This is a genomic window from Mesorhizobium sp. M1B.F.Ca.ET.045.04.1.1 (assembly GCF_003952465.1).
Lineage (GTDB): Bacteria > Pseudomonadota > Alphaproteobacteria > Rhizobiales > Rhizobiaceae > Mesorhizobium > Mesorhizobium shonense.
In genome coordinates this window covers 1,199,897-1,225,801 of record NZ_CP034448.1, presented here as the reverse complement: position 1 = coordinate 1,225,801, position 25,905 = coordinate 1,199,897, and the positions used below count along the sequence as shown (strand labels likewise).

The following is a 25,905-nucleotide window of genomic DNA, read 5'->3' as shown; positions in this document are numbered from 1 at the left end:
TAAAACAGGGCGTCGATTGAAACGGGAGCCGGTCTTTCCCATCATATAGCCATGATGCAAGACGGATCGACCCCTATTCGCCACCAACGGAAGAGACGATGAACACGCTTCGCACCGCCATGCTTCTTGCCGCGATGACCGCGCTGTTCATGGGCGTCGGCTTTCTGATCGGCGGCTCGGGCGGCATGATCATTGCTCTGCTTTTCGCCGCCGGCATGAACCTGTTCAGCTACTGGAATGCCGACAAGATGGTGCTGTCGATGAACCGCGCCGTCGAGGTCGACGAGAAGAATGCGCCTGAATATTATGCGATCGTCCAGGCGCTGGCCAAGCAGGCCGGCCTGCCGATGCCGAAGACCTATCTGATCGATAGCCCGCAGCCCAACGCATTCGCCACCGGCCGCAATCCGGAGAACGCGGCCGTGGCCGCCTCGACCGGGCTCTTGGAGCGGCTCAGCCACGAGGAGGTCGCGGCCGTGATGGCGCACGAGCTTGCCCATGTGCAGCATCGCGACACGCTTACCATGACGATCGTCGCGACGCTTGCCGGCGCCATCTCGATGCTGGGCAATTTCGCCTTCTTCTTCGGCGGCAGCCGCGACAACAACAACCCGTTCGGCTTCGTCGGCGTGCTTGTCGCCATGCTGGTCGCGCCCTTCGCCGCCATGATCGTGCAGATGGCGGTGAGCCGCACCCGCGAATACGAGGCCGACCGCCGCGGCGCCGAGATCTGCGGCCAGCCGCTATGGCTGGCCTCCGCGCTCGACAAGATCGCGCGCGGCGCCGAACGCATCCCCAACCCGGACGCCGAGCGCAATCCGGCGATGGCCCATCTCTTCATCATCAACCCGCTCTCCGGCGAGCGCATGGACAATCTGTTCTCGACCCATCCGAGCACCGAGAACCGCATTACCGCGCTGCAGCAGATGGCCCGTCAGATGGGCGGCGCCGCGCCGGCCGCGCCGCGCGAGGCGCCGGCGCCAAGCCGCCCGGACGAGGCGCAGGCCGGACCGTGGGGCAAGCCGCCCGAGTCCGCGCCGCCGGCCGGGCCGAAGCGGGCCAAGCCCAATCCGTGGGGCCGCAACCCGACCGGACCTCGCGGCGCAGGGCCCAAGGGTCCGTGGTCGTGAGCGGAGCCAAGCGCCGACCGCAGAACCCAGGCAGGCGTGACGGCAATGCGGGCGAGCAGATCGCCGGCCTTGTCGTGCGCAAGGCCGCCGCGCGCCTGCTCGCCGCCGTCATCGATGCCCGCACCCCGCTCGACGGCCTGACCGACAACGAGCACGGCCATCCGCAATACAAGGCGCTCGATGCGCGAGACCGCGCATTGGTCCGCGCCATCCTGGTCACGGCGCTGCGCCACCGCATGCCCATTGCCGGGCTGCTGGCCAAGCGGCTGGAGAGGCCGCTGCCGGCCAATGCCACTGCGCTCTCCCACATCCTGCACGTGGCCGCGGCGCAGATCCTGTTCCTCGGCATCCCGGACAGCGCCGCGGTCGACCTCGCCGTCACCCACGCCAAGTCCGACCCGCGCACGCTGCGTTTCTCCGGACTCGTTAACGGCGTGCTGCGCTCGCTGGCGCGCGCCAAGGAGGCCGAGCTTGCGCCCGCGCTTGCCGCCACGAACGAAGCGCCGCAATGGTTTTCCGAACGGCTGATCGCCGCCTACGGCGCCGATAAGGCACGCGCCATCCTTGCCGCCCATCGTCATGAGGCGCCGGTCGACTTCACAGCCAAATCCGACCCGGTGCTCTGGGCAGAGAAGCTGGGCGGCATCGTGCTGCCGACCGGCACCGTACGTGTCGAGAGGCTGCAGGCCTCGGTCACCGACCTTCCCGGCTTCGCAGAGGGCGCCTGGTGGGTGCAGGATGCGGCCGCGAGCCTGCCCGCGCGCCTGTTCGGCGACATCAAGGGCCTACGCGTCGCCGACCTTTGCGCCGCTCCCGGCGGCAAGACGGCGCAGCTCATCCTTGCCGGCGCTAACGTCACAGCCGTCGACACCTCGAAGAACCGGCTGGCGCGGCTGGCGCAGAACCTCGAGCGCCTCGGCCTGTCGGCCGAACTGGCGCAGACGGACCTGCTCGAGTACCGGCCGGACGAGTTGTTCGACGCCGTGCTGCTCGACGCCCCCTGCTCGTCGACGGGCACCGTGCGCAGGCATCCCGACGTGCCGTGGACGAAGGCGATGGCCGATGTCGAGAAGCTCGCCGCGCTCCAGCGTCGTCTGCTCGCTCATGCAGTCGGTCTCGTCAAACCCGGCGGGCGGATTGTGTTTTCCAACTGTTCGCTCGACCCGATCGAAGGCGAGGAGCTTTATCGCGCTTTCCTCGCGGAGGTCCCAGGCGTGATCGCTGATCCGGTCCAGCCGGGCGAATTCGCCGGCCTCGATCCGTTCCTGACGCCGGAGGGCACCCTGCGCACGACGCCCGCCGACTTGGTGCTGGGACCGCCCGGCATTTCCGGCCTGGACGGCTTCTTTGCCGCGCGGATGCAAAGAGCGGCTTAGATCGTTATTGTATAAAACTTGCCGACTTTTTTAGGGACGACCCTGGCGGAGCCGCGTGAACTCTTTCACTTCGGCGAAATCCGCCTTCGCATAAGTTCTTGAATCATATAAGCTTGTGCTTGGGGTAGCGGACGATCAGGAGGGGATTTGGCACTTGTTGCCGGCAGCACGACGCGTCTTTGGACGCTTGTCGCGAGGGAGTTCTGGCGCAAGACGCGCCGGCGCCTTCGCGCCGGCCCCATCTATCGCTGGCGCTATTCCGGCCGCACGCCGGAGCGCGTCCTCATCGCGCCGCCGGATCTGAGGCTCGCCGATCCGCAGATCGCGCTTGAAATCTATTATGGCCGCTATCCGCTGTCCGGCCATCTCGTCGAGACCGGCGGCAAATCGCCCTTCCAGATCAACGTCCCCAACCGCGGCTGGCGAAAATCGCTGCACGGCTTCCGCTGGCTGCGCCACATGCGCGCCGCCGGCACCGAGCTCGCTGCCGCCAACGCTCGCGCCCTGGTTTCGGACTGGATCGCCATGCACGGCAACCAGATATCGGGCGTCGCCTGGGAACCGGGCACGACGGCCAAGCGGGTGATCGCCTGGCTGCAGCATTCCTCCGTCGTGCTGCAGGGCGCCGAGTTTGCCTTCTACCGCGCCTTCCTCAAATCGCTCGCCATGCAGATCCGTTATCTGCGGTCGATGGCGCGCGAGATGCCGGACGGCAAGGACAGGCTGCGCGCCCGCATCGCGCTTGCCTTTGCCGCCCTGTCGCTGCCGGCGCCGGCCTCGGCGCTGCGCGGTGCGACCCGCAACCTGGCCGAGGAGCTCGACCGTCAGATCCTGCCTGACGGCGGCCATATTTCGCGAAACCCGATGACGGTGCTGGAATTGCTGGCCGACCTTTTGCCGCTGCGCCAGACCTATGCCAACCAGGCCGAGGCGCCGCCCTCGGCCTTGATCAACGCCGTCGACCGCATGTTGCCGGCGCTGCGTTTCTTCCGCCACCAGGACGGCAGCCTTGCCCGCTTCAATGGCATGGGCGCCACGATCCACGATCGCATCGCCACCATCCTGCGCCACGACGACACGGTCGGCGCGCCGCTGCTGCACGCGCCGCATTCCGGCTATGAGCGCCTGTCGATGGGCGGCGTGACGGTCATCGCCGACACCGGGACGCCGCCACCCATCGACGTCGCCAACGCCGCGCATGCCGGGTGCCTCGCCTTCGAGCTTTCTTCCGGACGCCAGCACTTTATCGTCAATGCCGGCATCGACACCTACGGCGCCGCCGAATTCCGGCCGCTGGCGCGTGCCACCGCCGCGCACTCGACCGCCACCGTCAACGATACGTCCTCGGCGCGCTTCAGCCATTCGCTGCGGGTCAGCGACCTGCTCGGCTCGCCGCTGATCGGCGGGCCGCAGCACGTGCCCTGCAGGCGCATCGACCAGAAGGGCGTGCACGGTTTTGTCGCCCGCCACGACGGCTATGCGGCACGCTTCGGCTTCCTGCATGAGCGCGAGCTGAAGCTGGCGGCTAACGGCAATGTGCTGACCGGCCGCGACCGTTTCCTGCGCCCCGGAGGAGGCGCGATCCGCAACAATGGCCGCGACTTCGTCACGGTGCGCTTCCACGTCCATCCCGACATCGGCCTGCTGCAGGACGAGCAGGATCGCCTGACCCTAACGGCCTCCCAGGGCGACACCTGGGTGTTCACCTGCACGGAAGTGGCGCCGGAGGTCGAGGAATCGATCTATTTCGCCGGGCTCGGCGGGCCGCGCCGCAGCCGGCAGATCGTGCTTGGCTTCAAGGCCTCGGAGACTGCCGAGGTGCACTGGCAGCTGACGCGCAACCACATCGCCGGCTACCCCGAAAACAACTGAGCGGGTCGGCGTGCCGGTCGATTGGCCCGGATGAGGATCGCTTCCACCGTGCTGGAGCGGGCCAATTGTCGAGGTCGACGCTGCCCCTCATCCGCCTGCCGGCACCTTCTCCCCGTATAGGACGGGGAGAAGGGAACTGGCCGCAGCCCCGGCGCCATTCTTGCAGTGCTGGAGATTGGCGAAACCGCTGATGGGAGCGCCCCTCTCCCCGTCACTATACGGGGAGAGGATGCCGGCAGGCAGGTGAGGGGCAGCGCTGACGCCTGAAACGGATGCAAAACCCCAAGGCAACAGCCCAGCGAAAAGTGCGCGGCGCTTGATTTCCGGGCCTCATATGCTACGGCCCGCGAACGTTTCCCAACCAGCCTTGAAAGGCCGCAAGCCCATGGCCGTCCCCGCCAAGAACATTCCCGCGCCCGACCTCGTTCCGGTCCGCCGCGCGCTGCTTTCCGTCTTCGACAAGACGGGCCTGATCGACTTTGCCAAGGCGCTGGCCGCCGCCGGCATCGAGCTGGTCTCCACCGGCGGCACGGCGAAGGAGATCGCCAAGGCCGGCATGGCGGTCCGCGACGTTTCGGACCTGACCGGTTTTCCCGAGATCATGGACGGCCGGGTCAAGACCTTGCATCCGTCGGTGCACGGCGCCCTGCTCGGCGTGCGCGACGATCCCGAGCACGCGAAGGCGATGCACGACCACCACATCCAGCCGATCGACCTCGTCGTCTCCAACCTCTATCCGTTCGAGGAAGTCCGCCATTCCGGCGCCGGCTACGCCTCGATCGTCGAGAATATCGACATCGGCGGCCCGGCGATGATCCGCGCCTCGGCCAAGAACCATGCCTATGTCGCCATCGTCACCGACCCCACCGACTATGCCTCGGTGCTCAACGCGCTGGAGATGAACCTCGGCTCGCTGTCGCTCGATTTCCGCAAGAAGCTGGCGGCCAAGGCCTTTGCCCGCACCGCAACCTATGACGCGGCAATCTCCGGCTGGTTCGCCGAGGCGCTCGAGATCGAGCACCCGACCTGGCGCGCCTTCGGCGGCCGTCTCGACCAGGTGATGCGTTATGGCGAGAACCCGCACCAGGGCGCCGGCTTCTATCTGTCCGGCGACAAGCGGCCGGGCGTGGCGACGGCAAGGCAGTTGCAGGGCAAGCAGCTCTCCTACAACAACATCAACGACACCGACGCCGCCTTCGAGCTGGTCGGCGAGTTCGATCCGGCCCGCTCGGCGGCGATCGCCATCATCAAGCACGCCAATCCGTGTGGCGTCGCCGAGGGCGCTACGCTGAAGGCGGCCTACGCCAAGGCGCTCGCTTGCGACCCGGTCTCGGCCTATGGCGGCATCGTCGCCATGAACCGCATCCTCGATGCGGAAGCGGCCGAGGAGATCGTGAAAACCTTCACCGAAGTGATCATCGCGCCCGACGCCACCGACGAGGCGGCCGCGATCGTCGCCGCCAAGAAGAACCTGCGCCTGCTCACCACCGGCGGCCTGCCCGACCCGCGCGCCGCCGGCACGGTTGCGAAGTCGGTCGCCGGCGGGCTCCTGGTGCAAAGCCGCGACAACGCGGTGGTCGACGATCTCGAGCTCAAGGTGGTGACGAAGCGCGCGCCGACGCCGGCCGAGATGGCCGACCTGAGATTCGCCTTCCGCGTCGCCAAGCACGTCAAGTCGAACGCCATCGTCTATGCGAAGGACGGTGCCACCGTCGGCATCGGCGCCGGCCAGATGAGCCGCGTCGATTCCTCGCGCATCGCCGCCCGCAAGGCGCTCGACGCGGCGGAAGCTGCCGGGCTGGCAGAACCCCTAACCAAGGGCTCCGTCGTCGCTTCAGATGCCTTCTTCCCCTTCGCCGACGGCCTGCTGTCGGCGATAGAAGCCGGCGCCACGGCGGTGATCCAGCCCGGCGGCTCGATGCGCGACGACGAAGTCATCGCCGCGGCCGACGAGCACGGCATCGCCATGGTGTTCACGGGAGTCAGGCACTTCAGGCATTAGCGCCTTTACCCTCCCCTCGATGGGGAGGGTCGGTGCGCTCGCTTGCGAGCGCACCGGGGCGGGGTGATGGCGCTGACCCCCACCCCGCTCCGCTTCGCGGATCGACCCTCCCCACAAGGGGGAGGGTAGGTTCACCCTACAGGCTTGTCCGCCGGGTATGGCGTCCTGACCAGGATCGCCATGCCGATGCCGAGGAACAGCACGATCACCGCCATGCCGAGCCGTGCCGAGCCGCTGGCGAGCGTGATCGTCGACACCAGGAACGGCGCCAGGAAGCTCGTCGCCCGTCCGGCCAACGCATAGATGCCGAAATAGCGGCCGGACTCGGCCGCGGTGACGCTGCGCGCCATGTAGGAACGCGACGAGGCCTGCACCGGCCCGAAGGCGAGGCCGACGAGCAGGCCGTAAAGGATGTAGGCCTTTTCGGCGGCGGTGCCGAACAGGCCGCCGGAATCGGCGGTCGAAAGCTGGATCAGGCCGAGCAGCGTGAAACCCGGCCCGGTCGACACGATGCCGATCGTGGCAACGGACAGCATGATGAGCGCGATGATCACCACCGCCTTGGAGCCGAGTGCCGTGTCGAGGCGGGCGGCGATCCAGCAGCCGAAGATGGCGACGACGTTGAGGATGATGCCGAACATCCCGATCTCGGTGATCGACCAGTGGAACATGCCGGCCGCGAACGTGCCGCCCAGCGCCAGCACCGCGTTGACGCCGTCCTGGTAGATCATGCGAGCGATGAGGAAACGGAAGATGCCGACACGCTTGCGAACTTCAAACAGGGTGGATTTCAACTCCGACAGGCCTTCGCGCACCGCCGGTCCGATCGGCAGCCCCTTGGTGGCGTCCGGGGTAAAGAAGAACATCGGCAGGATGAAAAGGAAATACCAGCCGGCCGACATCGGCCCGGTGAAACGCGCGTCCTCGCCGAGCTTTGGATCGAGCCCGAAAAGCGGATCGAGGCCGATGATCGTCTTGCCGGTTTCCAGCGATCCGGCCAGGAACAGCACGACGAAAATCAAGGCGATCATGCCGCCGAGATAGCCGAGCCCCCAGGCGATGTTGGAGATCTTGCCGATCTCCTCCTTCGGCACCAGCCGCGGCATCATCGAGTCGTTGAAGACGGTCGAAAATTCCGCCGCTACCGATGCCAGCGAGAACAAGAGCACGATCAGGAAAAGGCTGGAGCCGGGTGCTGCAAGCCACAACAGCGTCAGGCTGATGATCTTGATCGCCGCGAAGAAGGCGATCCACGGCTTGCGCGGCCCGGTCTGGTCAGCGATCGAGCCGAGCACCGGCGAAAGCACGGCGATGACGAGGCCCGCCGCGGCGATGCCGTAACCCCAGGCAGCCTGCCCGGTGGTCGGATCGCTCGCCATGCGCGAGACGAAATAGGGCCCGAAGATAAAGGTGGTGACGACGGTGAAGAAAGGCTGCGCCGCCCAGTCGAAGAGCATCCAGCCCCAGATGCCGCGCCCCGTCGCCCGCTGCACTGCTACTTCGGCCATGTCCCCTCCCGCATCATTGGTCTTAGCGCGGGCGCCATGTCTGCACGTTTCCCGTTTCCTTGCAAACGAACAACGTCAGTGCTGCCCCTCATTGCCCTGCCGGGGATTTCTCCCCGTATAGTGACGGGGAGAAAGACACTCTCATCGAATGATTTCGCCAATCGCAAACCTCGCAGGAAGGGCGCGGCGTCGCGGCAAGCTCCCTTCTCCCCGTCACTATACGGGGAGAAGGTGGCGGCAGCCGGATGAGGGGCCGCGCCAGCGTTGCCAGCGATGCTTCACATCCCCGTCAGGTCGCTCATCAGGCCCGAGGCCACCGACAGCCGCGACACGGTGATGTCGCCGCCTTCGGTCAGCGCCTGCAGCCGCTCGCGGATGCGCCCGACGCGCTCGCCGCCGGCCTCGAGCCAGGCCGCGACAGGATCGGCTGCCTTGCCATGGCCGGTGAGCGCCGCCACCGCGATGCCGCGCCTTGCGGCGCCGATGGTGTCGGTCGCGCGCGACAGCGCCAGCTGGTCGTAATAGTCCGGCGGCATGATCGAGCGGGCGGCTTCCTCGACGCGCGGAATGCGGAAGGCATCGCTGACGGCGAAGAACGCCTTCGCCGCGCTGACGATGTCGGCATTGGCCGTGCGCGCGGTGAGCGCGATGTCCGGGATCAGTTCGCCCACCTCGGCCAGCGCCAGCTTCTCGGCCAGCTTCTCCGGCGCGCCGCCCTTGAACAGGCCATGCCGCCGCTCCTCGATCCGCTCGCGCGAGAAGGCGGGCAGCAGCGAGACGAGCTTCGGCTCCAGCGCCTTGCGCGCCTCCTGCAGCTCGGCGATGCGCTGGCTGAGCGGTGCCGAACCCGCATCGTTCTTCAGGTACCAGCCGCTGGTCACGAAGATGAGCCGGCTGACCGCCTGGTAGAGATCGAGCTGCATCTGGCCGTCGATCTGGTTGTCGAGCGCGTCGATCTCCTGATAGAGCGCGGGCAGCGCGAAACCGTCGCGCACCACCGCGAACGTGCGCACGACAGCGGCCGTGGTGCGGCCCGTCGCCTCCTGCAGCCGGTTGACGAAGGACGGCCCGCCCCGGTTGACGAGGTCGTTGGCGACGACGCGCGCGATGATCTCGCGCCGCAGCCGGTGATCGCGGATCTCGCCGGCGAATTTCTTCGCCATGCGCTCGGGGAAATAGCCCATCAGGTCGCGGTCGAAATGCGCATCGTCCGGCACGTCGCTGGCGACGATGTCGGAAAACAGCACGATCTTGGCATAGGCAAGCAGCACGCCGAGCTCGGCCCGGGTCAGCGGCTCGCCGCGCGCCTCGCGCTCGGCAAGGGCGGCCGGCGAGGGCAGCGTCTCGACGGCGCGGTCGAGCAGGCCGCGCGCCTCGAGCGCCGTCATGAAGCGCGCCTGGTGCGCGATGTCGGCCAGCCCGCGCTTGCGCGCCAGCGAAAGCGCCAGCGTCTGCTGGTAATTGTTGGAGAGCACCAGCGCGCCCACCTCGTCGGTCATCTCGGCGAGCAGCTTGTTGCGCGCTGGCCGCGCCAGCGAGCCTTTGCGCATGGCCGACGCCAAGGCGATCTTGATGTTGACCTCGACGTCGGAGCAGTTGACGCCGCCCGAATTGTCGATGGCATCGGAATTGCAGCGGCCGCCATTCAAGCCGAATTCGATGCGCGCCCGCTGCGTGACGCCGAGATTGGCGCCCTCGCCGATGACCTTGGCGCGCACGTCGAGCGCGGTGACGCGGATGGCGTCGTTGGCGCGGTCGCCGACATCGGCATTGCTCTCGCCGGAAGCCCGGACGTAAGTGCCGATGCCGCCGAACCACAAAAGATCGACGGGCGCCTTGAGGATGGCGTTCATGATCTCGACCGGTGTCGCGGTGGTTTTGACAAGCCCGATCGCGGCCGCCGCCGCCGCCGGCAGCGTGATCGACTTCTGGCTGCGCGAGACGATGACGCCGCCTTCCGACAGCTTCGACTTGTCGTAGTCCTGCCAGGACGAGCGCGGCAGCGCGAACATGCGCTGGCGCTCGGCCATCGAGGCGACCATATCGGGGGCGGGGTCGATGAAGATGTCGCGGTGATCGAAGGCGGCGATCAGCCTGGTCGCCGGCGACAACAGCATGCCGTTGCCGAACACGTCGCCCGACATATCGCCGACGCCGACGACGCTGAAGGACGAAGCCTGAATGTCGCGGTTCATCTCACGGAAATGCCGCTTCACCGCCTCCCAGGCGCCCTTCGCCGTAATGCCCATCTTCTTGTGGTCGTAGCCCGCCGAGCCACCGCTGGCGAAGGCGTCGTCCAGCCAGAAGCCGTGCTTCTCGGAAATGGCATTGGCGGTGTCGGAGAAGGTCGCCGTGCCCTTGTCGGCGGCGACGACGAAATAGGGATCGTCCTGGTCGCGCCGCACCACGCCGGCCGGCGGGATGACGCCGTCGATGCCGATATTGTCGGTGATCGAAAGCAGGCTGGAGACGAAGTTCTTATAGGCCGAGGTGCCGGCCTCGAAGATCGCGTCTCGGCCGGCGCTCATCGGCAGCTTCTTCGGATAGAAGCCGCCCTTGGCGCCGACCGGCACGATGACCGCGTTCTTGACCTGCTGCGCCTTGACCAGGCCCAGCACTTCGGTGCGGTAGTCCTGGGCGCGGTCCGACCAGCGCAGGCCGCCGCGCGCGACCGGGCCGAAGCGCAGATGCACGCCTTCGACTGCCGAGCCGTAGACGAAGATCTCGCGCCATGGCCGCGGCGCCGGCAGGCCCTCGACCGCCTGCGAGTCGAGCTTGATCGCCAGCGACTGCCCCTTCGCTTTCGTATCGGCTACGAAATGATTGGTGCGCAGCGAGGCTTCGATCAGGTTGAGGTAGCGGCGGATGATGGTGTCGTCATCGATGTTGGGCACCTCTTCCAGCGCGTCCTTGATCTTCGCTTTGAGGTGTTTGGCGGCGACCACGCCTTCGGTTTCGGCCGTCGGCCCGAGGCGGGCGACGAACAATTGATGCAGGCCGCGCGCGATTTCGGGATAGCGGTTGAGCGCGGCGGCGAGGAAATCCTGGCTCTGCGGAATGCCGGCCTGCTGCAAATAGCGGCCATAGGCGCGCAAGATGGTGATCTCGCCCGACCAGAGACCCGCGGTCTGCGCCAGCCCGTTATAGCCGTCATTGTCGACATCGCCGCGCCAGACCGACAGGAAGGCGTCCTCGAACAGCGCGCCGCCGTCGGTTAGGTCGATCGCCTTGCCGTAGCTGTTCTCCAGCTCCATATCGTGGATGAAGACCTTGCCGGAGCCCTCGTCGCCGACCTCGAAGGTGCGCTCGCTGATGACGCGGAAGCCGATGTTTTCCAGCACCGGGACACGGCGCGACAGCGCCACCGGGCTGCCATAATGATAGATCTTCAGCGCCGCCTGGTGCGGCTTCTGGTCGGCATGGCGGTAATAGTCGATGGCGATCGCATTGTCGGGCCCGATCCTGGCGATGCGCCCGGCATCGGCGAGCGCCACGGCAGCACTGAAGGTATCGCGGTAGCTTTCCGGGAAGCGCGCAGCGATTGCCTTCAGCGTCGGGTCGCTGCCGGCCGCTTCCGCGGCATCGGAGAGCGCATCCTCCCAAGTGCGGACGATGTCGCGGATCGCCGCCTCTATCGCCGCCTGCTCGATCTTCGGCGTTTTGCCGCCGGAGCGGCCGATGATGAAATGAACGCGCGCCAGCCCGCCTTCCGGAAAGGCCGGATAGTAAGCCGAGAGCCGTCCCTCGAACACGGTCTTGAGATAGGTACCGATCTTTTCGCGCACGACGCTGTCGTAACGGTCGCGCGGCACGAAGACGATGATGGAGACGAAACGGTCGAACTGGTCGATGCGGACCAGCGCCCTGATCCGCGGCCGCTCGATCAGCCCGAGAATGGCGTTGGCATGTTTTCTGAGGACAGGCACCGGAACCTGGAAAAGCTCGTCGCGCGGATAGCTTTCCAGGGTGTTGATCAGCGCCTTGCCCGAATGATCGTGCGGGTCGAAACCGGATTTCGAAATCACGGTCTCGGCCTTCGAGCGCAGATAGGGGATCTTCATCACCGAGCGCGTGTAGGCGGTCGAGGTGAACAGCCCGACGATGCGCAGCTCACCGGCAAGCGCTCCCTTGGCCGTATAGGTCTTGATGCCGATGTAATCGAGATAGATGCGGCGGTGCACGAGGGATTTGCCGTTCGCCTTGGTGACGATCAGCGGCTCCGGTCCGTGCAGGAAGGCGCGGATTTCCGGCGTCGTCGTCACCGCCTCGGTGCCGCGCCGCAACACCAGCACGTCCGGATCGGACAGGATGCCGAGGCCGGGCTTGTCGGAGCGCTCCAGGGTGCCGCTCTCCTGCTCGCCGATATATTTGAACTCGCGCATGCCGAGGAAGGTGAAATTGTCGTCGCGCAACCATTCGAGGAAGGCGATCGCCTCGGCGACGCTCTTCTTGTCGAGCGGCACGGCCGAATAGCGGAATTCGGAAATCGCCTGGTCGAGGCGAGCGAGCATCCGCTTCCAGTCGGTGACGGCGGCGCGGACCTGGCCGAGTATCTTGCGCAGCCGCTCGGTGAGCGCGGTTGCCTGTTCCGCGGTCAGCCGCGGGATGTGGACATGAACGACGCTCAGCCGGTCGTCCTCGTCCTTGCCGGCGTCGCCCAGAACCTCGGCGACGCCGCTCTTGCCATGCCGCACGGTGACGATCGGATGGGTGACAAGCGTCGGCTCGCCACTGGTCTCGGCGATCTCGCCAAGGATGGAATCGAACAGGAACGGCATGTTGTCGTTGACAACGGTGATGACCGTGACCGGCCTGCCGCCGCAGGAAACGCCTGAATCGGCTTCGACCGCCACGACGCTCTCACCCTTTTTGTGACCGGCGACGGCCCGGCTGGCGAGTTCGCCCGCGCGCTCCAGGTCGGCCACGTCATAGGCCGCGACATCCTCCGCCGGTGCGCGGGCAAGCAGATAGTCGGCAAGCCTCGCTGGCTTCTCCTCGGCTCTTGCGGCGGCTGCAGCTTTCTTCTTCGGCTTGGATTTCACGCTGGCCATGACGCCAATTCCCTCCCGTGGCATGCTTTTGCGACTATGGTAGCCAGATGACCGCTGTTTGGCGACAAAGGTTTGACGACGCTTTAAAAAAATCGAACCGATGCCATCGCCGCCCCCGCGAGGAGAACGATCATGACCGACAGGATTACCGCGCTCGACCTGGTCCAGGCGGAGCTCAGCGAGGCCACGAAAGCCTATTTCGCCAAATGCGAGGAGAAGCTCGGCCTCGTGCCCAACGTGCTTCTGGCCTACGCCTTCGACGAGAAGAAGCTGCGCGCCTTCACCGACATGTACAACGACCTGATGCTGGGCGATTCCGGCCTGTCGAAGCTGGAGCGCGAAATGATCGCGGTCGCCGTCTCCTCGATCAATCAGTGCTTCTACTGCCTGACCGCGCATGGCGCGGCGGTGCGGCAACTGTCGGGCGAGCCTGCGCTCGGCGAGATGATGGTGATGAACTTCCGCGCCGCCGACCTGCCCCTCGCCAGCGCGCGATGCTCGAATTCGCGGTCAAGCTGACGGAGGAGCCGGCAAAATCGTCGAGGCCGACCGCGCCGCCCTGCGGCAGGCCGGCTTCTCCGATCGAGACATCTGGGACATCGCCTCGACCGCCGCCTTCTTCAACATGTCGAACCGAGTGGCGGCCGCGGTCGACATGCGGCCGAACCCCGAATATCACGCCATGGCGCGGTGAAGCCGATATTACATTAGCTACTTCGAATTTTTCATTGCCCGCCCCGCCGTTTGGTCCGATGATCAACGATCGCGGCATAGCCGCATGTTGGGGCCATAGCCGCATATCAACGATTGCGCATGGCCGCATATCGACGGGCGGCGTGGCCGCATGCCGGTTCGACGCCGCCAAAAATGGAGGAGAGCATGGCGAAATATCTCTATGTCTATCATGGCTCCGGCAAAATGCCGACCGAGGAAGCCGAGCGGAAAGCGGCGATGGACGCCTGGACCGGCTGGTACGACAAGCTCGGCTCCGCGGTCGTCGACGGCGGCAATCCTGTCGGCATGTCGAAAACGGTGCTGTCCGGCGGCACGGTCGAGAACAATGGCGGCAGCAACCCGACCGCCGGCTATACGATCGTCGAGGCGAAGGACATCGACGATGCCGTCGCCAAGGCCAGGGATTGCCCGATCCTGACGAACCCGGCCTTCAGTGTCGAGATCGCGCCGATCATCGAGATGATGTGACACTCAGGAGCGTCGGCGATCGCCGCGGCCGACGTGCCGGGTGAGCCGCAGCCAACGAAGAGGCACCTGCGACCAGCGGTTGTTTTGTCCCTCTGAAATAGCGTCGGCGCCGCCCCTCACCTGCCTGCCGGCATCCTCTCCCCGTATAATGACGGGGAGAGGGACGCTCTCATCATTGATTTCGCCAACCGTCAGCGCCGCGAGGAAGGGCGCAAAAGCCGCGTCCTCCCCTTCTCCCCGTCACTATACGGGGAGAAGGTGCCGGCAGGCGGATGAGGGGCAGCGCCGGCGTTCGAGAATGAGTTGAGCCGATCCGTCGCCCTGTCGGTCCTTGCCCCTCCGCCACCTCACCGCTAAAAGAGCTCACCCTTCATCCATTTCGAGCCTGACTTTGCCTCAGTAACCGCCGGTCTCGTCTACTCCCCGAAAGCACCGCAGGCGCAGCATTGGCGGCGCCCGCATCATTTTTCATGTGTTCTTCAGGCGGCGGTTTCGAGACCGGTTTGGCATTGCTGACCGCCGTCGCTCGCGACCCGCGTGCGGACGCCTGACTTCTAACAAAACAGCTTTTCGCCACACCGTGCCCGCGCGGGCATCTCGGACATTGCCGGCCTGACGGACTTCCCGACGGGAAGGGCCTACCGGCATGTCTCAATATCTGCGTATTCGCTGGGCGATCGCGCCCGCAATCGCGCCTCGACCTCTCATCAACTGCAACCACTGCGGCGGCGTCAGACCTTATCGGTGCAGCAGCAAATTCCGTGTCAACGCCAACGGCAAGCGCATCGACGCCTGGCTGATCTACCGCTGCGCGGAGTGCGACAACTCCTGGAATTTCACCATTCTGGAACGGCGAAATCGGTACGACATCGAGCCGGCACTGCTGGCGGCGCTCGAAGGCAACGATCCGGCGCTTATCCACAACCACGCCTTCGATGCCGTGGCGCTCAGAAATCGGATTGGCCGGATCGAGGAATTTGCTGACGTCGCGATCCGAAAAGAGCTGCTGGATGGCAGTCCGGAAAGCGCGACCGCGCTTCGACTTGAGCTTAGGCTCGACGCCGCAACGCCCCTGCGGCTCGACCGCTTGCTTGCAGGCGAACTGGGCGTCTCCCGGTCGAGGCTGCAGGGCTGGGAAGAGCAAAAGCGGCTCGTCATCGAACCGGGCAACACCAAAGCTTTGCGCAAGCCGGCGCGCAACAGCACGGCGGTCCGCATCGACCTTACCGGCGAGGCCGACCGCGACGCCATCCTCTCGGCCGCAAGCGTATGAAATGAAAGGGGGAGGGAGCGACAACTCGCTCCCTTTATGACTGCTTACGAAAAAAACCTACGCCGCGCCCATCACCCTGGCCGACTTCTCGAAGCGCTTGCGCTCGTTCGGGTCGAGATAGAGCTTGCGCAGGCGAATGGTCTTCGGCGTCACCTCGACCAGCTCGTCGTCCTGGATCCAGGCCAGCGCCCGTTCCAGCGTCATGCGGACCGGCGGCGTCAGCTTCACCGCCTCGTCCTTGCCGGCCGCGCGGATGTTGGTGAGCTTCTTGCCCTTCAAGACATTGACCTCGAGGTCGTTGTCGCGCGAATGGATGCCGATGATCATGCCCTGATAGACCTTGACGCCCGGATCGATGATCATCGGGCCGCGGTCTTCCAGGTTCCACATCGCATAGGCGACCGACTCGCCCTGCTCGTTGGAGATCAGCACGCCGTTGGTGCGGCCGGGCAGCTCGCCCTTATACGGCTCGTAGGCGTAAAACAGCCGGTTCATCACGGCGGTGCCGCGCGTGTCGGTCAACAGTTCCGACTGGTAGCCGATCAGGCCGCGCGTCGGCGCGTGGAAAACGAGGCGCTGGCGGTTGCCGCCGGAGGGGCGCAGCTCCACCATCTCGGCCTTGCGCTCCGACATCTTCTGCACGACCACGCCGGCATGCTCCTCGTCGACGTCGATGACGACTTCCTCGACGGGTTCCAGCAATTCGCCGTTCTCGCCTTTCTGCATGACGACGCGCGGCCGCGACACGGCGATCTCGAAACCTTCGCGGCGCATCGTCTCGATCAGCACCGCAAGCTGCAATTCGCCGCGGCCAGAAACGAAGAAGGAATCCTTCTCCGCCGATTCCTCGATCTTCAGCGCCACATTGCCTTCCGCCTCGCGCAGCAGGCGGTCGCGGATGACGCGGCTGGTCACCTTGTCGCCCTCGGTGCCGGCAAGCGGGCTGTCGTTGACCAGGAAGGACATCGTCACCGTCGGTGGGTCGATCGGCTGCGCATGCAGCGGCTCGCTCACCGTCGGATCGCAGAAGGTGTCGGCGACGGTGCCCTTCGACAGGCCGGCGATCGCCACGATGTCGCCCGCTTGCGCTTCCTCGATCGGCTGGCGCTCGAGGCCGCGGAAGGCGAGGATTTTCGAGATGCGGCCGGTCTCGATCTGGGTGCCGTCATGATGCAGCACCTTGACCGCCTGGTTGGGCTTCAGCGTGCCGGACTCGATGCGACCGGTGATGATGCGGCCGAGGAATGGGTTGGCCTCGAGGATGGTGCCGATCATGCGGAAGGGACCGGGATGGACCGTCGGCGCCGGCACATGCTTGACGACGAGGTCGAACAGCGGCGCCAGTCCCTGGTCCTTCGGGCCTTCGGGGTTTTCCGACACCCAGCCGTCGCGGCCCGAACCGTAGAGGATCGGGAAATCGAGCTGCTCGTCGGTGGCGTCGAGCGCGGCGAACAGGTCGAACACCTCGTTGACCACTTCGATGTGGCGGGCGTCCGGGCGGTCGATCTTGTTGATGACGACGATCGGCCGCAAGCCCACCTTGAGCGCCTTGCCGACGACGAACTTGGTCTGCGGCATCGGCCCTTCGGCGGCGTCGACGAGCACGATCGCCGAATCCACCATCGACAGGATGCGCTCGACCTCGCCGCCGAAGTCGGCGTGTCCGGGCGTATCGACGATGTTGATGCGGGTGCCCTTCCAGTCGACCGAGGTCGCCTTGGCGAGGATGGTGATGCCGCGTTCCTTCTCGAGGTCGTTGGAATCCATGGCGCGCTCGGCGACGCGCTGGTTGTCGCGGAAGGCGCCGGACTGTTTCAGGAGCTGGTCGACGAGCGTGGTTTTCCCATGGTCGACATGCGCGATGATCGCGATATTGCGGAGGTTCATTTGTCTGGTCTCGGGAGCGTTGCAGGCAGCAGGCCCAAAAGCGCCGCCTTTTTCGGTTGCGCGGCTCATACAAGGTTTTTCGCAATTGCGAAAGGGGAGGCCCCACCCCAAATACATGGTCACTGATTCTTAAACGTCTTGGTGTGAAATGATTCTGTTAACCAAGGCGGAACCTTTGAGGGGCCGGACAGTTCGATGTTCATGACCGATCAGATGTCCAGATTGCGTCCGGTTTTCGCGTGGGCAGCGCTTGGCGTGCTGGTCGCGGCCGGCGCCGCGCAGTCGGCGGCGGCGCTGAGGGAAGCCGACCCGATCTCGCCGCCCGACGCCAAGACCGCGCAGCAGATGTTCGCCGACGCCCCTGACGGTGTCGACCCGATCGTCACCGGCCCGGTCAGCGCCGCCTTCAAGCAGCGGCAGAAGGCGGCCAACTGCGACAGCGCCGTCTGGCCGAACGTTCCAGCGACCTGCTATCCGGATTGATCTTCGCGACGGCTTGCTGGCAAGGCTAGCACTCCGGCACACCCCCCTCTGCCCTGCCAGGCATCTCCTCCGCAAGGGGGGAGATCAGATGTCGTCCCGGCTTTCGCCAATCGCCGACTTCGCAGAAAAAGCGCTGCCGGCGGAGCTGCCAATCTCCCCCCTTGCGGGGGAGATGTCCGGCAGGACAGAGGGGGGTGCCTCGCGCCTACCTATCCAACCTACGCCGACCGCACCGGGTCGAGCGTCACCTTGTAGAGCTCGTTGTCGTCGCGATCCATCAGCCGCACGGTGAGCTGCTCGGTGGCGCCGGAAATATCGACCAGCCCGAAGAATTGCAGCCCGGCCGACGGCGGCAGGTTCTGGCCCTGCTCGGCGGTCGGCGCCTTGATGAACTTCAGCTCCGGACCAAACGTCATGTCGAGGTCGTTGGGGCCGAACGTGCCAGCGTGGATCGGGCCGGAGACGAACTCCCAGAACGGGTTGAAATCCTGGAACTGGGCCTTGTCGGGGTTGTAGTAATGCGCCGCCGTATAGTGGACGTCAGCGGTGAGCCACACCGTGTTGGTGATGCCGGCGTTCTTGATGTAGCGCAGCAGATCGGCGAATTCGAGCTCGCGGCCCTTCGGCGCGCCATTGTCGCCGTTGCTGACCGCCTCGGCACCGGCCTTCTTGGCGGCATCGTTCCAGACGACGAGGCCGAGCGGCATGTCGGCGGCGATGATCTTCCAGGTCGCCTTGGAATTCGCCAGCTCGCGCTTCAGCCACTGCGTCTGCTGCTCGCCGAGCATGCGCGACTTCGGCGTCAGCGTCTCTTCCATGCCGGGGCCGTTGGGACCGCGATAGGAGCGCATGTCGAGGAAGAAGACGTCGAGCAACGGCCCGTGGGCGATCTTGCGGTAGACGCGACCGGGCTCCGACGGCTCGTAGCGGATCGTCGTCATCTCATGGAAAGCGCGCGCCGCGCGGGCCGCCAGCACATGGATGGATTTTTCGCTGTAGCGGTTGTCCGCGGTGAGATCCTTCGAATCCGACCAGTTGTTCAGCACCTCGTGGTCGTCCCACTGGTAGAAGGTCGGGCAGATGGCGGAGAGACCCAACACGTGCTTGTCCATCATGTTGTACTTCCACTGGTCGCGGTATTCGTCCAGCGTCTCGGCGACCTTGCGCTTGCCGTCGACCATGACGACGTTTTTCCACTTGCCGCCGCCGGGCAGATCGACCTCGTCCTTCATGGCGCCGTCGGCATAGATCGTATCGCCGGAATGCAGGAAGAAGTCGGGCGTGTGCTTGGCGATGGTGGAGTAGGTCTTCATGCCGATGTCGTCGATGCCCCAGCCCTGACCGGCGGTATCGCCCGACCAGGCGAAGCGCACGTCGCGCTTGGAGGCCGGCGCGGTGCGGAAACGGCCGACGATCGGCTCGGAGACGGCGTTGATGTCGGAAAGGTCGGCGGCGACCATGCGGTAAAAAATGTCCTGGTCGGAGGCGAGGTCGGTGAGCAGCCGCTTTACCGTATAGTCGCTGGCCGGCGAGGTATCGATCGGCGCAAGCCTCGTCGCATCGGAAAAGCTCTCAGTCGTCGACACTTCGTACATGACGCGCGCCGGGCGGTCGGTGCGGGTCCAGACCATGCCGGAGGTGGCGTCGACGTCGCCGGACTGGACACCGTGGGTGAAGGCCGGGCGCTGGCTGGCGCGCGAATAGTAGGGCAGCGCGAGACCGGAGGCGCCGACAAGGCCAAAGGCGCTGGCTGAGGTGACGAAAGCGCGGCGGGTCAACGAGAGCTTGTTCATGGCTGTCTCCGGATGGCGTTGAACGGGACCGCCAAGCTCTCGCCTCAATGTTTCAGGCGCATATCGGAACCATGAAGTTTTGATAACAGTGAACAGGTGATCTCCCCCCTCGAGGGGGAGATGTCGCCGAAGGCGACAGAGGGGGTCGCCTCGCGTGGAGTGCCAACCCCCCTTCGCAGCAGTAGGCCGAGCCCGGTCGGCCCGACCCCCTCTGGCCGCTCCGCGGCCATCTCCCCCGAGGGGGGAGATTAAGCCACCTCAAGCCGCTTGCGGCTCCGGTTCGAAAGCCGGCTTGGTGGTATTGATCAACAGCGAGATACAGGCCGCCGCGATACCCGTCATACCCGCGATCATGAACGCAAGCTCGTAGTTGCCCTGCAATTCCCGCATCGTGCCGCCGAAGGCAGCAGCCGCGGCCGCACCCACCTGGTGGCCGGCGACGATCCAGCCGAAGACGATCGGGCCGCTGCGGTCGCCGAAGGCTTCGTTGGCGAGCCGCAGCGTCGGCGGCACCGTGGCGATCCAGTCGAGCCCATAGAGCACGGCGAAGATGATCAGGCTGACCGCCGAGAAGCCCGAATAGGGCAGATAGATCAGCGACAGGCCGCGCACGGCATAATAGACACCGAGCAGCTTGCGCGGATCGAAGCGGTCGGTGAGCCAGCCGGACAGCGTCGTGCCGATCAGGTCGAAGATGCCCATCATCGATAAGAGCCCGGCCGCCTGCACCTCGCCGATGCCCATGTCGCCGCAAAAGGCGATGAGATGCGTGCCGACGAGACCGTTGGTGGTGAAGCCGCAGACGAAGAATGTGGCGAAGAGATACCAGAACACCCTGGTACCTGCCGCGCGGCGCAGCGTGTTGAGCGTATGCGCCAGGAAATTGCCTTGCGAGGCCGGCGAAACCGGCGGCACGTCGTCCGCGTCGGCGCCGAAGCGCACCTGGCCGATCGAGGCCGGACGCTCCGGCACCAGCAGGAGGACGAGCGGGATCAGCGCGGCCGTTGCCAGCGCCACGGCGATCGCCACCGGCTTCCAGCCGCCGGCCTGGGCCAGCGAGGCGATCAAAGGCAGGAACACCAGCATGCCGGTGGCGCTGGAGGCCGACATCAGCCCCATCACCAGACCGCGATTGGTCTTGAACCAGCGATTGACGATCGTCGCGCCGAGCACGCTCGCCACCGCGCCCGAGCCGATGCCGGAAAACACGCCCCAGGTGATGAAGAGATGCCAGGGCTCGGTCATCAGCAGGCTGAGCGCCGTCGAGCCCGACATGATCAGCAGCGCGGCAAGCAGCGTGCGGCGCAGCCCGATCCGCTCCATCAGCGCCGCCGCGAACGGACCGGTGAGACCATAGAGCAGGATGCCGACGCCGGCGGCCATCGAGATGACGTCGCGCCGCCATCCAAAGCTTTCTTCCAGCGGCAGCATCATGACGGAGGGCGCGGAGCGGAGCCCGGCGGCGATCAGCAGGCAGACGAAGATGACGGCAACGACGACGAAGGCGTAGCGCTGGCCAAACGGGCGGGACTGAGCTATCATGTTACTGACCGGTACGTTGCAATGGAATGACGCCATACATACGTACCGGTCAGTAACATTGTCAAGCGAGTTTGTTGGATGTCATCGGACAATAAAATTGAAGCGTCGATGAACGAGGTTCCCGCCGCGCCGGCACCGAAGGCCGCCGACAAGATACTCGACGTGGCGCGTGACCTGTTCTATCGCGAAGGCATCCGGGCGATCGGCGTCGACGAGATCGTCAGGCGCGCCGGCGTCACCAAGCCCAGCCTCTACCGTACCTTCCCGTCGAAGGACGAGCTCGCCGCCTCTTATCTGCGCAAGTATGACCTCGAATTCTGGGAGCGTTTCGACGAAGCCGTCGACGCGCATCCGGGCAATCCGCGCGCGCAGATCGTCGCCTTCCTGACCCGCGTCGGCAAGCGCACGCAGAAACCGGACTATCGCGGCTGCGGCATGACCAACGCGGCGGTCGAATATCCCGAGCACGGGCATCCCGCGCGGGTGGTGAGCGAGAACAACAAAGTCGAACTGCGCCGGCGTCTGCGCGCCATGGCGGCGGCAATGGGCGCCGGCGATTCCGACACGCTCGGCGACGGACTGCTGCTCCTCATCGAGGGCGCCTATATCAGCGGCCAGTTGTTCGGCCTCGGCGGACCGGCGGCGTCGGTCGCCCGCAACGCCGATCTGCTGATTGAAGCGAGCTTGAAGAAATAGCGGTTCCGCCGACGAACCGTTTGACTGCGGCCAATTCTCAGCGCCCGCGCTGCCCCTCATCCGCCTGCCGGCACCTTCTCCCCGTATAGTGACGGGGAGAAGGGAACTGGCCGCTGCCTCGGCACTTTTCCTGCAACGCCGGCTGTTGGCGAAACCATCCAGGAGAGCGCCCCTCTCCCCGTCACTATACGGGGAGAGGATGCCGGCAGGCAGGTGAGGGGCAGCGCTGGCCTCGACAATTTGCCCCCTCCGCGCCGACCTGGCATCCCTAGGCCCCCGCGAGTTTTGACGCTACGCTGCCGCGCAAAACGGAGGTCCTGGCAAAATGCGTGTCCTGCTTGCTGTTACTATTCTTGCTGTCCTCGGCGGCTCGGCCCATGCCGGCGATATTTCCAGCGCCTATACCGATCTCGACTGGAAGAAGGACTGCGTGACCTACGCCCAGGCGCAAGAAGGCGACGGTGACTGGGCGAGCCTCGCCTGCGCGGGCTATCGCGGCTATCCGGTGCTGATCGGCTATGACGATGCCCGCGAGTCCGTCTATTACGGCTTTCCTTCCGACGACATGACCGCGGTCTGGGAAAGCTTTTCCGGGCTCAACACCGCGGGTCCGAAGGTCGAGTGGAGTGGCGGATCGAAACCAATGGCGACAAGGCCGTGCCCTTCGCGGTCATTCACCGCCGCGAGATCAGCAACCCCGAAGACGAGAACAAGCCGACCGAGGTGCTGGTCGTCGCCAAGGTCGCGCAGCCGGAGGAGCATGAAGGCTGCACCGTCGGCCTGGTGCTGGCCACCGGCAATGCTCAGGCCAACGACCAGGCGCGCAAGCTCGCCGACGAAAAGGCGAAGGGTTTTGCCTGCGGCAAGGACAAGCGCGAGGTGATCGGCAACGTGCCGGACTTCGGCCGGGTGGATAACTAGAGCTTGATTCGCCGAGGCGTCCGCAGCTTCGTCATCCTTGGCGGAGCAAGGAGCGAAGCGACGCGGCGCAGACCCAAGGATCCATGCCGTTACATCAAGGCGTTGCTACGGTGCAGGAATTCTGTTCCGCCGCGACCTTCGACCAAGGTCACGGAATGGATCCTAGGGTCTCCGCGACGGAGCTGCGCTCCTGCTACGCCCTAGGATGACGACGTTGAAGGCTTCGCCCAAGCCCCCGTAGCTGCGGCATTGGCTACCGCTTCGCCCTACTTGGCCGCCTTCGCCCGCTCGATCGCTTCGACGATCATCTTCTTGGCGTATTTGGAATCGTGCCAGCCCTCGATCTTGACCCATTTGCCGGGCTCGAGATCCTTGTAGTGCTCGAAGAAATGCTGCACCTGCTGGCGGGTGATGTCGGGCAGGTGGGTGTATTCGGTGACGTTCTCGTAGCGCAGCGTGAGCTTGGGCGAGGGAACCGCGATCACCTTCTCGTCCTGGCCGGCATTGTCTTCCATGATCAGCACGCCGATCGGCCGCACGTTGATGACGCAGCCCGGCACCAGCGCGCGCGTGTTGCAGACCAGAACGTCGATCGGGTCGCCGTCGCCCGACAGCGTATGCGGCACGAAGCCGTAATTGCCGGGATAGCGCATCGAGGTGTGCAGGAAGCGGTCGACGAACAGCGTGCCGGCCTCCTTGTCCATCTCGTACTTGATCGGTTCGCCGCCGATCGGCACCTCGATGATGACGTTGACGTCCTCAGGCGGGTTCTTCCCGGTAGGCACGGCTTCGATACGCATGGCTCAAATCCCTCTCAATCTTGTGTGACCGATAGCGGGACACGCGTCATGGTGCAATGCGGCGAATGGTGCCGAACGCTGATGGAAGCGCACAGTTTGTGATGGATTGTAACCTAGGCGGGCGGCGCCTCATTCCCAGACGAAGGCGACCTTCTTCAACGCCTTCTGCTCGAAGACCTCGACGCCCTCGGCGATGTCGCGGCCGCCATTGCCGGCATAGAAGGCTAAAGCGTTGTAATTATCTTCCAGCGCCCACACCACCAGGCCTCTCAGGCCGTGGTCGGCAAGGCGCGTCTTCGCGGCTTTGAACAGCCGGCTGCCGAGCCCAATGCCCTGATATTCCGGGCGTAGGTAAAGCTCGTAGATCTCGCCCTGCTGCCTCAGCTCCTTGGCGCGGTTCTTGCCGATCGTGGCATAGCCGGCGATCGTGCCGCCGATCTCGACCACCAGCACGGTGGCCGCGCGGCGAATCGCGTTCGCCCACCAATCGGGGCCGCGACGATTGATCATGGCCGTCAGCGTGCGATGCGGGATGATGCCGGAATAGGCGCCGCGCCATGCTTCCTGATGCACTTCGGCGATGGCGATTGCATCGCGAGGGTCGGCTTTGCGGATGTCGATCGTCAGCGTGTTCATGATTTGTTAACCATAGACCCGCTTCGCCCGCTTGCAAAGAGTCCGCACTGTCGCGCCCGCCGCTTTCGCACAGGCGAACTTGCCGGCGCCGGAAGCGCGGAAACCGCTCGAAACGACCCCAGCGACGCGGATTTGCGGACAGGTCCGGTCAGATTTCGACGAGGTGATCGTCGAGCTCGTTGGTATCGCCTTCGGTGACCGGGAAATGCTCGGCGAGCACCGCGCCGACTGATTCGATCGCGCGGACAAAACCGTCGGCGAGCCGGTCGTCGCCGGCGTGCCGGGTCAGCTCCCGCACCACGCCGTCCCAGACATGCTGGCCGACCTTGGCGTCGATGCCGCTGTCGGCGACAATTTCGGCATAGCGCTCGGCGATGGAAACGAAGATCAACACGCCGGTGCGCGCGCTCGTGCGGTGGACGTTGCGGGCGAGAAACTGCCTCATCGCATTGGCGTGCGCCGCCTGGTAACGCAGCCGCCTCGGCACCAGATGGATGCGCCAGCCCGGCAGCGCCCACAGAAGCGCAAGCATGCAGCCCAGCGCCAGCAGCTGGGCGAGCACGAAATGCGGCAGACGGATGGTCAGCCACCAGGCTTCGAGCCCATAAGCCACCGCCAGGCTGACGATGAGTGTTGCGAGAGCCGCCGCGAACGCGGCCGGGAAGAAATAGCCGTCGCTGGCACGGGCGACGACGCAGTAGATTTCGCCATCGGTCTTTGCCTCCGCGGCGCGGATCGCGTCGGCGATGCGGTCATGGTCCTCAGGGCTGATCGGTCGCGTCGCCATGGTCCTCACCAGCTTCCCGAAGAACCGCCGCCGCCCGACGAGCCGCCACCGCCGGAAAACCCGCCGCCACCGCCGCCGCCCGAGGACCAGCCTCCGCCGCCCGACGACCAACCGCCGCCGCCCCCGGAGGATCGCCGGCCGGGCTCGAACGTCATGCCGAGCCAGCGATAGCGGCCGGGGCCGATCTTCTGGCCGAAGATCGGCGGCAGCACCGTCAGCGCGATGCTGCCGAAGAAGATCAGCGCCCAGATGGTGATGAAGATGGCGAAGAACAGGTCGTCGGAGTTGAACGGCGCCTGCTCGTTGCGCTTGCCGCGCGCTTCCAGCTCCTCCGGATTGCCCTCCAGCACCATGATCATGTCGTCGACGGCCTTGGTAATGCCGCCGGAGAAGTCGCCGGCGCGGAATGCCGGCACCATGTCGTTTTCGATGATCAGCTTGGTGTGCAGGTCGGTCAGCGTGCCTTCCAGCCCATAGCCGACCTCGATGCGCATCTTGCGGTCGTTGGGCGCGACCAGCAGCAGCACGCCGTTGTTTTCCTTGGCCTGGCCGAGCTTCCAGAACCGGAACAGGCGGTTGGCGTAAGGCTCGATCTCCTCGCCGCCGAGACTGGGGATGGTGGCGACGACGATCTGGTCGGAGCCTTTCGTCTCGAAGTCGGCAAGTTTCTGCGTCAGCGCCGCGCGTGTGCCGGCATCGATGATGCCGGCATTGTCGACCACGCGGCCGGTGAGGGCCGGGAGGTCGGCGGCGATAGCGGCGAGGGGGAGGAGGAGGCAGAGAAGAACGCCAAGGATGTTAAGCTTGGCGTTCCGTCGCGCCCCCCTCTGTCCTGCCGGACATCTCCCCCTCAAGGGGGAGATTGGCTGTCGTCGCCCGCCGTGAATCTTCTGCTAGGTTGGAGATTGGCGAAACCGGCAAAGCTGCTGATCTCCCCCTTGAGGG

17 protein-coding genes and 2 pseudogenes are annotated in these 25,905 nt (G+C 65.5%); 10 read left to right on the top strand and 9 right to left on the bottom strand.

The features are described from left to right. Window positions 1-98: 98 nt before the first annotated feature. The 4 genes from htpX (at window position 99) to purH (ending at window position 6,380) form a co-directional block, all read left to right on the top strand. Window positions 99-1,130 carry a zinc metalloprotease HtpX gene (gene htpX / locus EJ071_RS06105; RefSeq protein ID WP_126097272.1) on the top strand — a complete coding sequence of 344 codons (1,032 nt, stop codon included), beginning with the start codon at window positions 99-101 and terminating at the stop codon, window positions 1,128-1,130. Beyond that, a complete protein-coding gene (locus tag EJ071_RS06100; RefSeq protein WP_189521422.1) occupies window positions 1,121-2,506 on the top strand; it encodes an RsmB/NOP family class I SAM-dependent RNA methyltransferase in 1,386 nt (461 codons plus the stop codon). The genes htpX and EJ071_RS06100 overlap by 10 nt, the downstream gene beginning before the upstream one ends. A 147-nt stretch (window positions 2,507-2,653) precedes the next feature. Continuing rightward, the gene (locus tag EJ071_RS06095; RefSeq protein WP_126097270.1) at window positions 2,654-4,378 is read left to right on the top strand and encodes a heparinase II/III family protein; all 1,725 of its coding nucleotides are present in this window, start codon (window positions 2,654-2,656) and stop codon (window positions 4,376-4,378) included. A gap of 385 nt (window positions 4,379-4,763) precedes the next feature. Beyond that, complete coding sequence (gene purH / locus EJ071_RS06085; RefSeq protein ID WP_126097269.1) at window positions 4,764-6,380, top strand: bifunctional phosphoribosylaminoimidazolecarboxamide formyltransferase/IMP cyclohydrolase; 1,617 nt, start codon at window positions 4,764-4,766, stop codon at window positions 6,378-6,380. 131 nt (window positions 6,381-6,511) lie between these two features. Here purH and EJ071_RS06080 read toward each other — a convergent pair whose 3' ends face one another. After that, the gene (locus EJ071_RS06080) at window positions 6,512-7,888 is read right to left on the bottom strand and encodes an MFS transporter (RefSeq protein WP_126097268.1); all 1,377 of its coding nucleotides are present in this window, start codon (window positions 7,886-7,888) and stop codon (window positions 6,512-6,514) included. 278 nt (window positions 7,889-8,166) lie between these two features. Next, window positions 8,167-12,939 carry an NAD-glutamate dehydrogenase gene (locus tag EJ071_RS06070; RefSeq protein WP_126097267.1) on the bottom strand — a complete coding sequence of 1,591 codons (4,773 nt, stop codon included), beginning with the start codon at window positions 12,937-12,939 and terminating at the stop codon, window positions 8,167-8,169. Between the two features lie 132 nt (window positions 12,940-13,071). Between EJ071_RS06070 and EJ071_RS06065 the strand changes: the two are divergent. The 3 genes and pseudogenes from EJ071_RS06065 to EJ071_RS06050 all read left to right on the top strand — a co-directional run bounded on the left by EJ071_RS06065 (window position 13,072) and on the right by EJ071_RS06050 (window position 15,415). Continuing rightward, window positions 13,072-13,633, top strand: a pseudogene (locus EJ071_RS06065) (peroxidase-related enzyme). Window positions 13,634-13,818: 185 nt separating this feature from the next. Beyond that, window positions 13,819-14,142: a YciI family protein gene (locus tag EJ071_RS06060; protein WP_126097266.1), complete on the top strand. Its 324-nt coding sequence runs from the start codon at window positions 13,819-13,821 to the stop codon at window positions 14,140-14,142. A 646-nt stretch (window positions 14,143-14,788) separates the two neighbouring features. Next, window positions 14,789-15,415, top strand: a complete 627-nt coding sequence (locus tag EJ071_RS06050; protein WP_126097265.1) for a DUF1062 domain-containing protein — start codon at window positions 14,789-14,791, stop codon at window positions 15,413-15,415. 57 nt (window positions 15,416-15,472) lie between these two features. Here EJ071_RS06050 and typA read toward each other — a convergent pair whose 3' ends face one another. After that, window positions 15,473-17,302, bottom strand: a complete 1,830-nt coding sequence (typA, locus tag EJ071_RS06045; RefSeq protein ID WP_126097264.1) for a translational GTPase TypA — start codon at window positions 17,300-17,302, stop codon at window positions 15,473-15,475. A 195-nt stretch (window positions 17,303-17,497) separates the two neighbouring features. Between typA and EJ071_RS06040 the strand changes: the two genes are divergently transcribed. Then, window positions 17,498-17,785 carry a hypothetical protein gene (locus tag EJ071_RS06040; RefSeq protein ID WP_245460172.1) on the top strand — a complete coding sequence of 96 codons (288 nt, stop codon included), beginning with the start codon at window positions 17,498-17,500 and terminating at the stop codon, window positions 17,783-17,785. 218 nt (window positions 17,786-18,003) lie between these two features. Here the strand turns inward: EJ071_RS06040 and EJ071_RS06035 are convergent, their stop codons facing one another. Together EJ071_RS06035 and EJ071_RS06030 are read right to left on the bottom strand one after the other, a co-directional pair. Beyond that, window positions 18,004-19,578: an alkaline phosphatase gene (locus EJ071_RS06035; protein ID WP_126097263.1), complete on the bottom strand. Its 1,575-nt coding sequence runs from the start codon at window positions 19,576-19,578 to the stop codon at window positions 18,004-18,006. A 258-nt stretch (window positions 19,579-19,836) separates the two neighbouring features. Then, a complete protein-coding gene (locus EJ071_RS06030) occupies window positions 19,837-21,120 on the bottom strand; it encodes an MFS transporter (RefSeq protein WP_126097262.1) in 1,284 nt (427 codons plus the stop codon). 78 nt (window positions 21,121-21,198) lie between these two features. On the opposite strand from EJ071_RS06030, the gene EJ071_RS06025 reads away from it, so the two are divergent. Beyond that, entirely contained in the window at window positions 21,199-21,816 is a 618-nt protein-coding gene (locus EJ071_RS06025) for a TetR/AcrR family transcriptional regulator (RefSeq protein ID WP_126097261.1), read from the top strand. A gap of 325 nt (window positions 21,817-22,141) precedes the next feature. Then, window positions 22,142-22,737 (top strand): annotated as a pseudogene (locus EJ071_RS06015) (hypothetical protein). A 266-nt stretch (window positions 22,738-23,003) separates the two neighbouring features. On the opposite strand, the gene ppa reads toward EJ071_RS06015, so the two are convergent. The 4 genes from ppa to EJ071_RS05995 form a co-directional block, all read right to left on the bottom strand. Further along, window positions 23,004-23,537, bottom strand: coding sequence for an inorganic diphosphatase (gene ppa, locus EJ071_RS06010; protein ID WP_126097260.1), 534 nt, complete (start codon window positions 23,535-23,537; stop codon window positions 23,004-23,006). A 129-nt stretch (window positions 23,538-23,666) separates the two neighbouring features. Beyond that, window positions 23,667-24,173, bottom strand: a complete 507-nt coding sequence (locus tag EJ071_RS06005) for a GNAT family N-acetyltransferase (protein ID WP_126097259.1) — start codon at window positions 24,171-24,173, stop codon at window positions 23,667-23,669. Between the two features lie 148 nt (window positions 24,174-24,321). Continuing rightward, on the bottom strand, window positions 24,322-24,960 hold the full coding sequence (locus tag EJ071_RS06000) for a TPM domain-containing protein (RefSeq protein WP_126097258.1): 639 nt from the start codon (window positions 24,958-24,960) through the stop codon (window positions 24,322-24,324). A 5-nt stretch (window positions 24,961-24,965) separates the two neighbouring features. After that, window positions 24,966-25,757 (bottom strand): YgcG family protein, encoded by a 792-nt coding sequence (locus EJ071_RS05995; protein ID WP_245460309.1) that lies wholly within the window; start codon window positions 25,755-25,757, stop codon window positions 24,966-24,968. Window positions 25,758-25,905 lie beyond the last annotated feature (148 nt).

Coding starts and splice junctions, on each gene's coding strand:
- EJ071_RS06070 (WP_126097267.1), bottom strand. CDS start 12,939: ATGGCCAGCGTGAAATCCAAGCCGAAGAAGAAAGCTGCAGCCGCCGCA.
- ppa (WP_126097260.1), bottom strand. CDS start 23,537: ATGCGTATCGAAGCCGTGCCTACCGGGAAGAACCCGCCTGAGGACGTC.
- EJ071_RS06050 (WP_126097265.1), top strand. CDS start 14,789: ATGTCTCAATATCTGCGTATTCGCTGGGCGATCGCGCCCGCAATCGCG.
- EJ071_RS06080 (WP_126097268.1), bottom strand. CDS start 7,888: ATGGCCGAAGTAGCAGTGCAGCGGGCGACGGGGCGCGGCATCTGGGGC.
- EJ071_RS06000 (WP_126097258.1), bottom strand. CDS start 24,960: ATGGCGACGCGACCGATCAGCCCTGAGGACCATGACCGCATCGCCGAC.
- EJ071_RS06035 (WP_126097263.1), bottom strand. CDS start 19,578: ATGAACAAGCTCTCGTTGACCCGCCGCGCTTTCGTCACCTCAGCCAGC.
- purH (WP_126097269.1), top strand. CDS start 4,764: ATGGCCGTCCCCGCCAAGAACATTCCCGCGCCCGACCTCGTTCCGGTC.
- EJ071_RS06060 (WP_126097266.1), top strand. CDS start 13,819: ATGGCGAAATATCTCTATGTCTATCATGGCTCCGGCAAAATGCCGACC.
- EJ071_RS06030 (WP_126097262.1), bottom strand. CDS start 21,120: ATGATAGCTCAGTCCCGCCCGTTTGGCCAGCGCTACGCCTTCGTCGTC.
- typA (WP_126097264.1), bottom strand. CDS start 17,302: ATGAACCTCCGCAATATCGCGATCATCGCGCATGTCGACCATGGGAAA.
- EJ071_RS06005 (WP_126097259.1), bottom strand. CDS start 24,173: ATGAACACGCTGACGATCGACATCCGCAAAGCCGACCCTCGCGATGCA.
- EJ071_RS06025 (WP_126097261.1), top strand. CDS start 21,199: ATGTCATCGGACAATAAAATTGAAGCGTCGATGAACGAGGTTCCCGCC.
- EJ071_RS06040 (WP_245460172.1), top strand. CDS start 17,498: ATGTTCATGACCGATCAGATGTCCAGATTGCGTCCGGTTTTCGCGTGG.
- htpX (WP_126097272.1), top strand. CDS start 99: ATGAACACGCTTCGCACCGCCATGCTTCTTGCCGCGATGACCGCGCTG.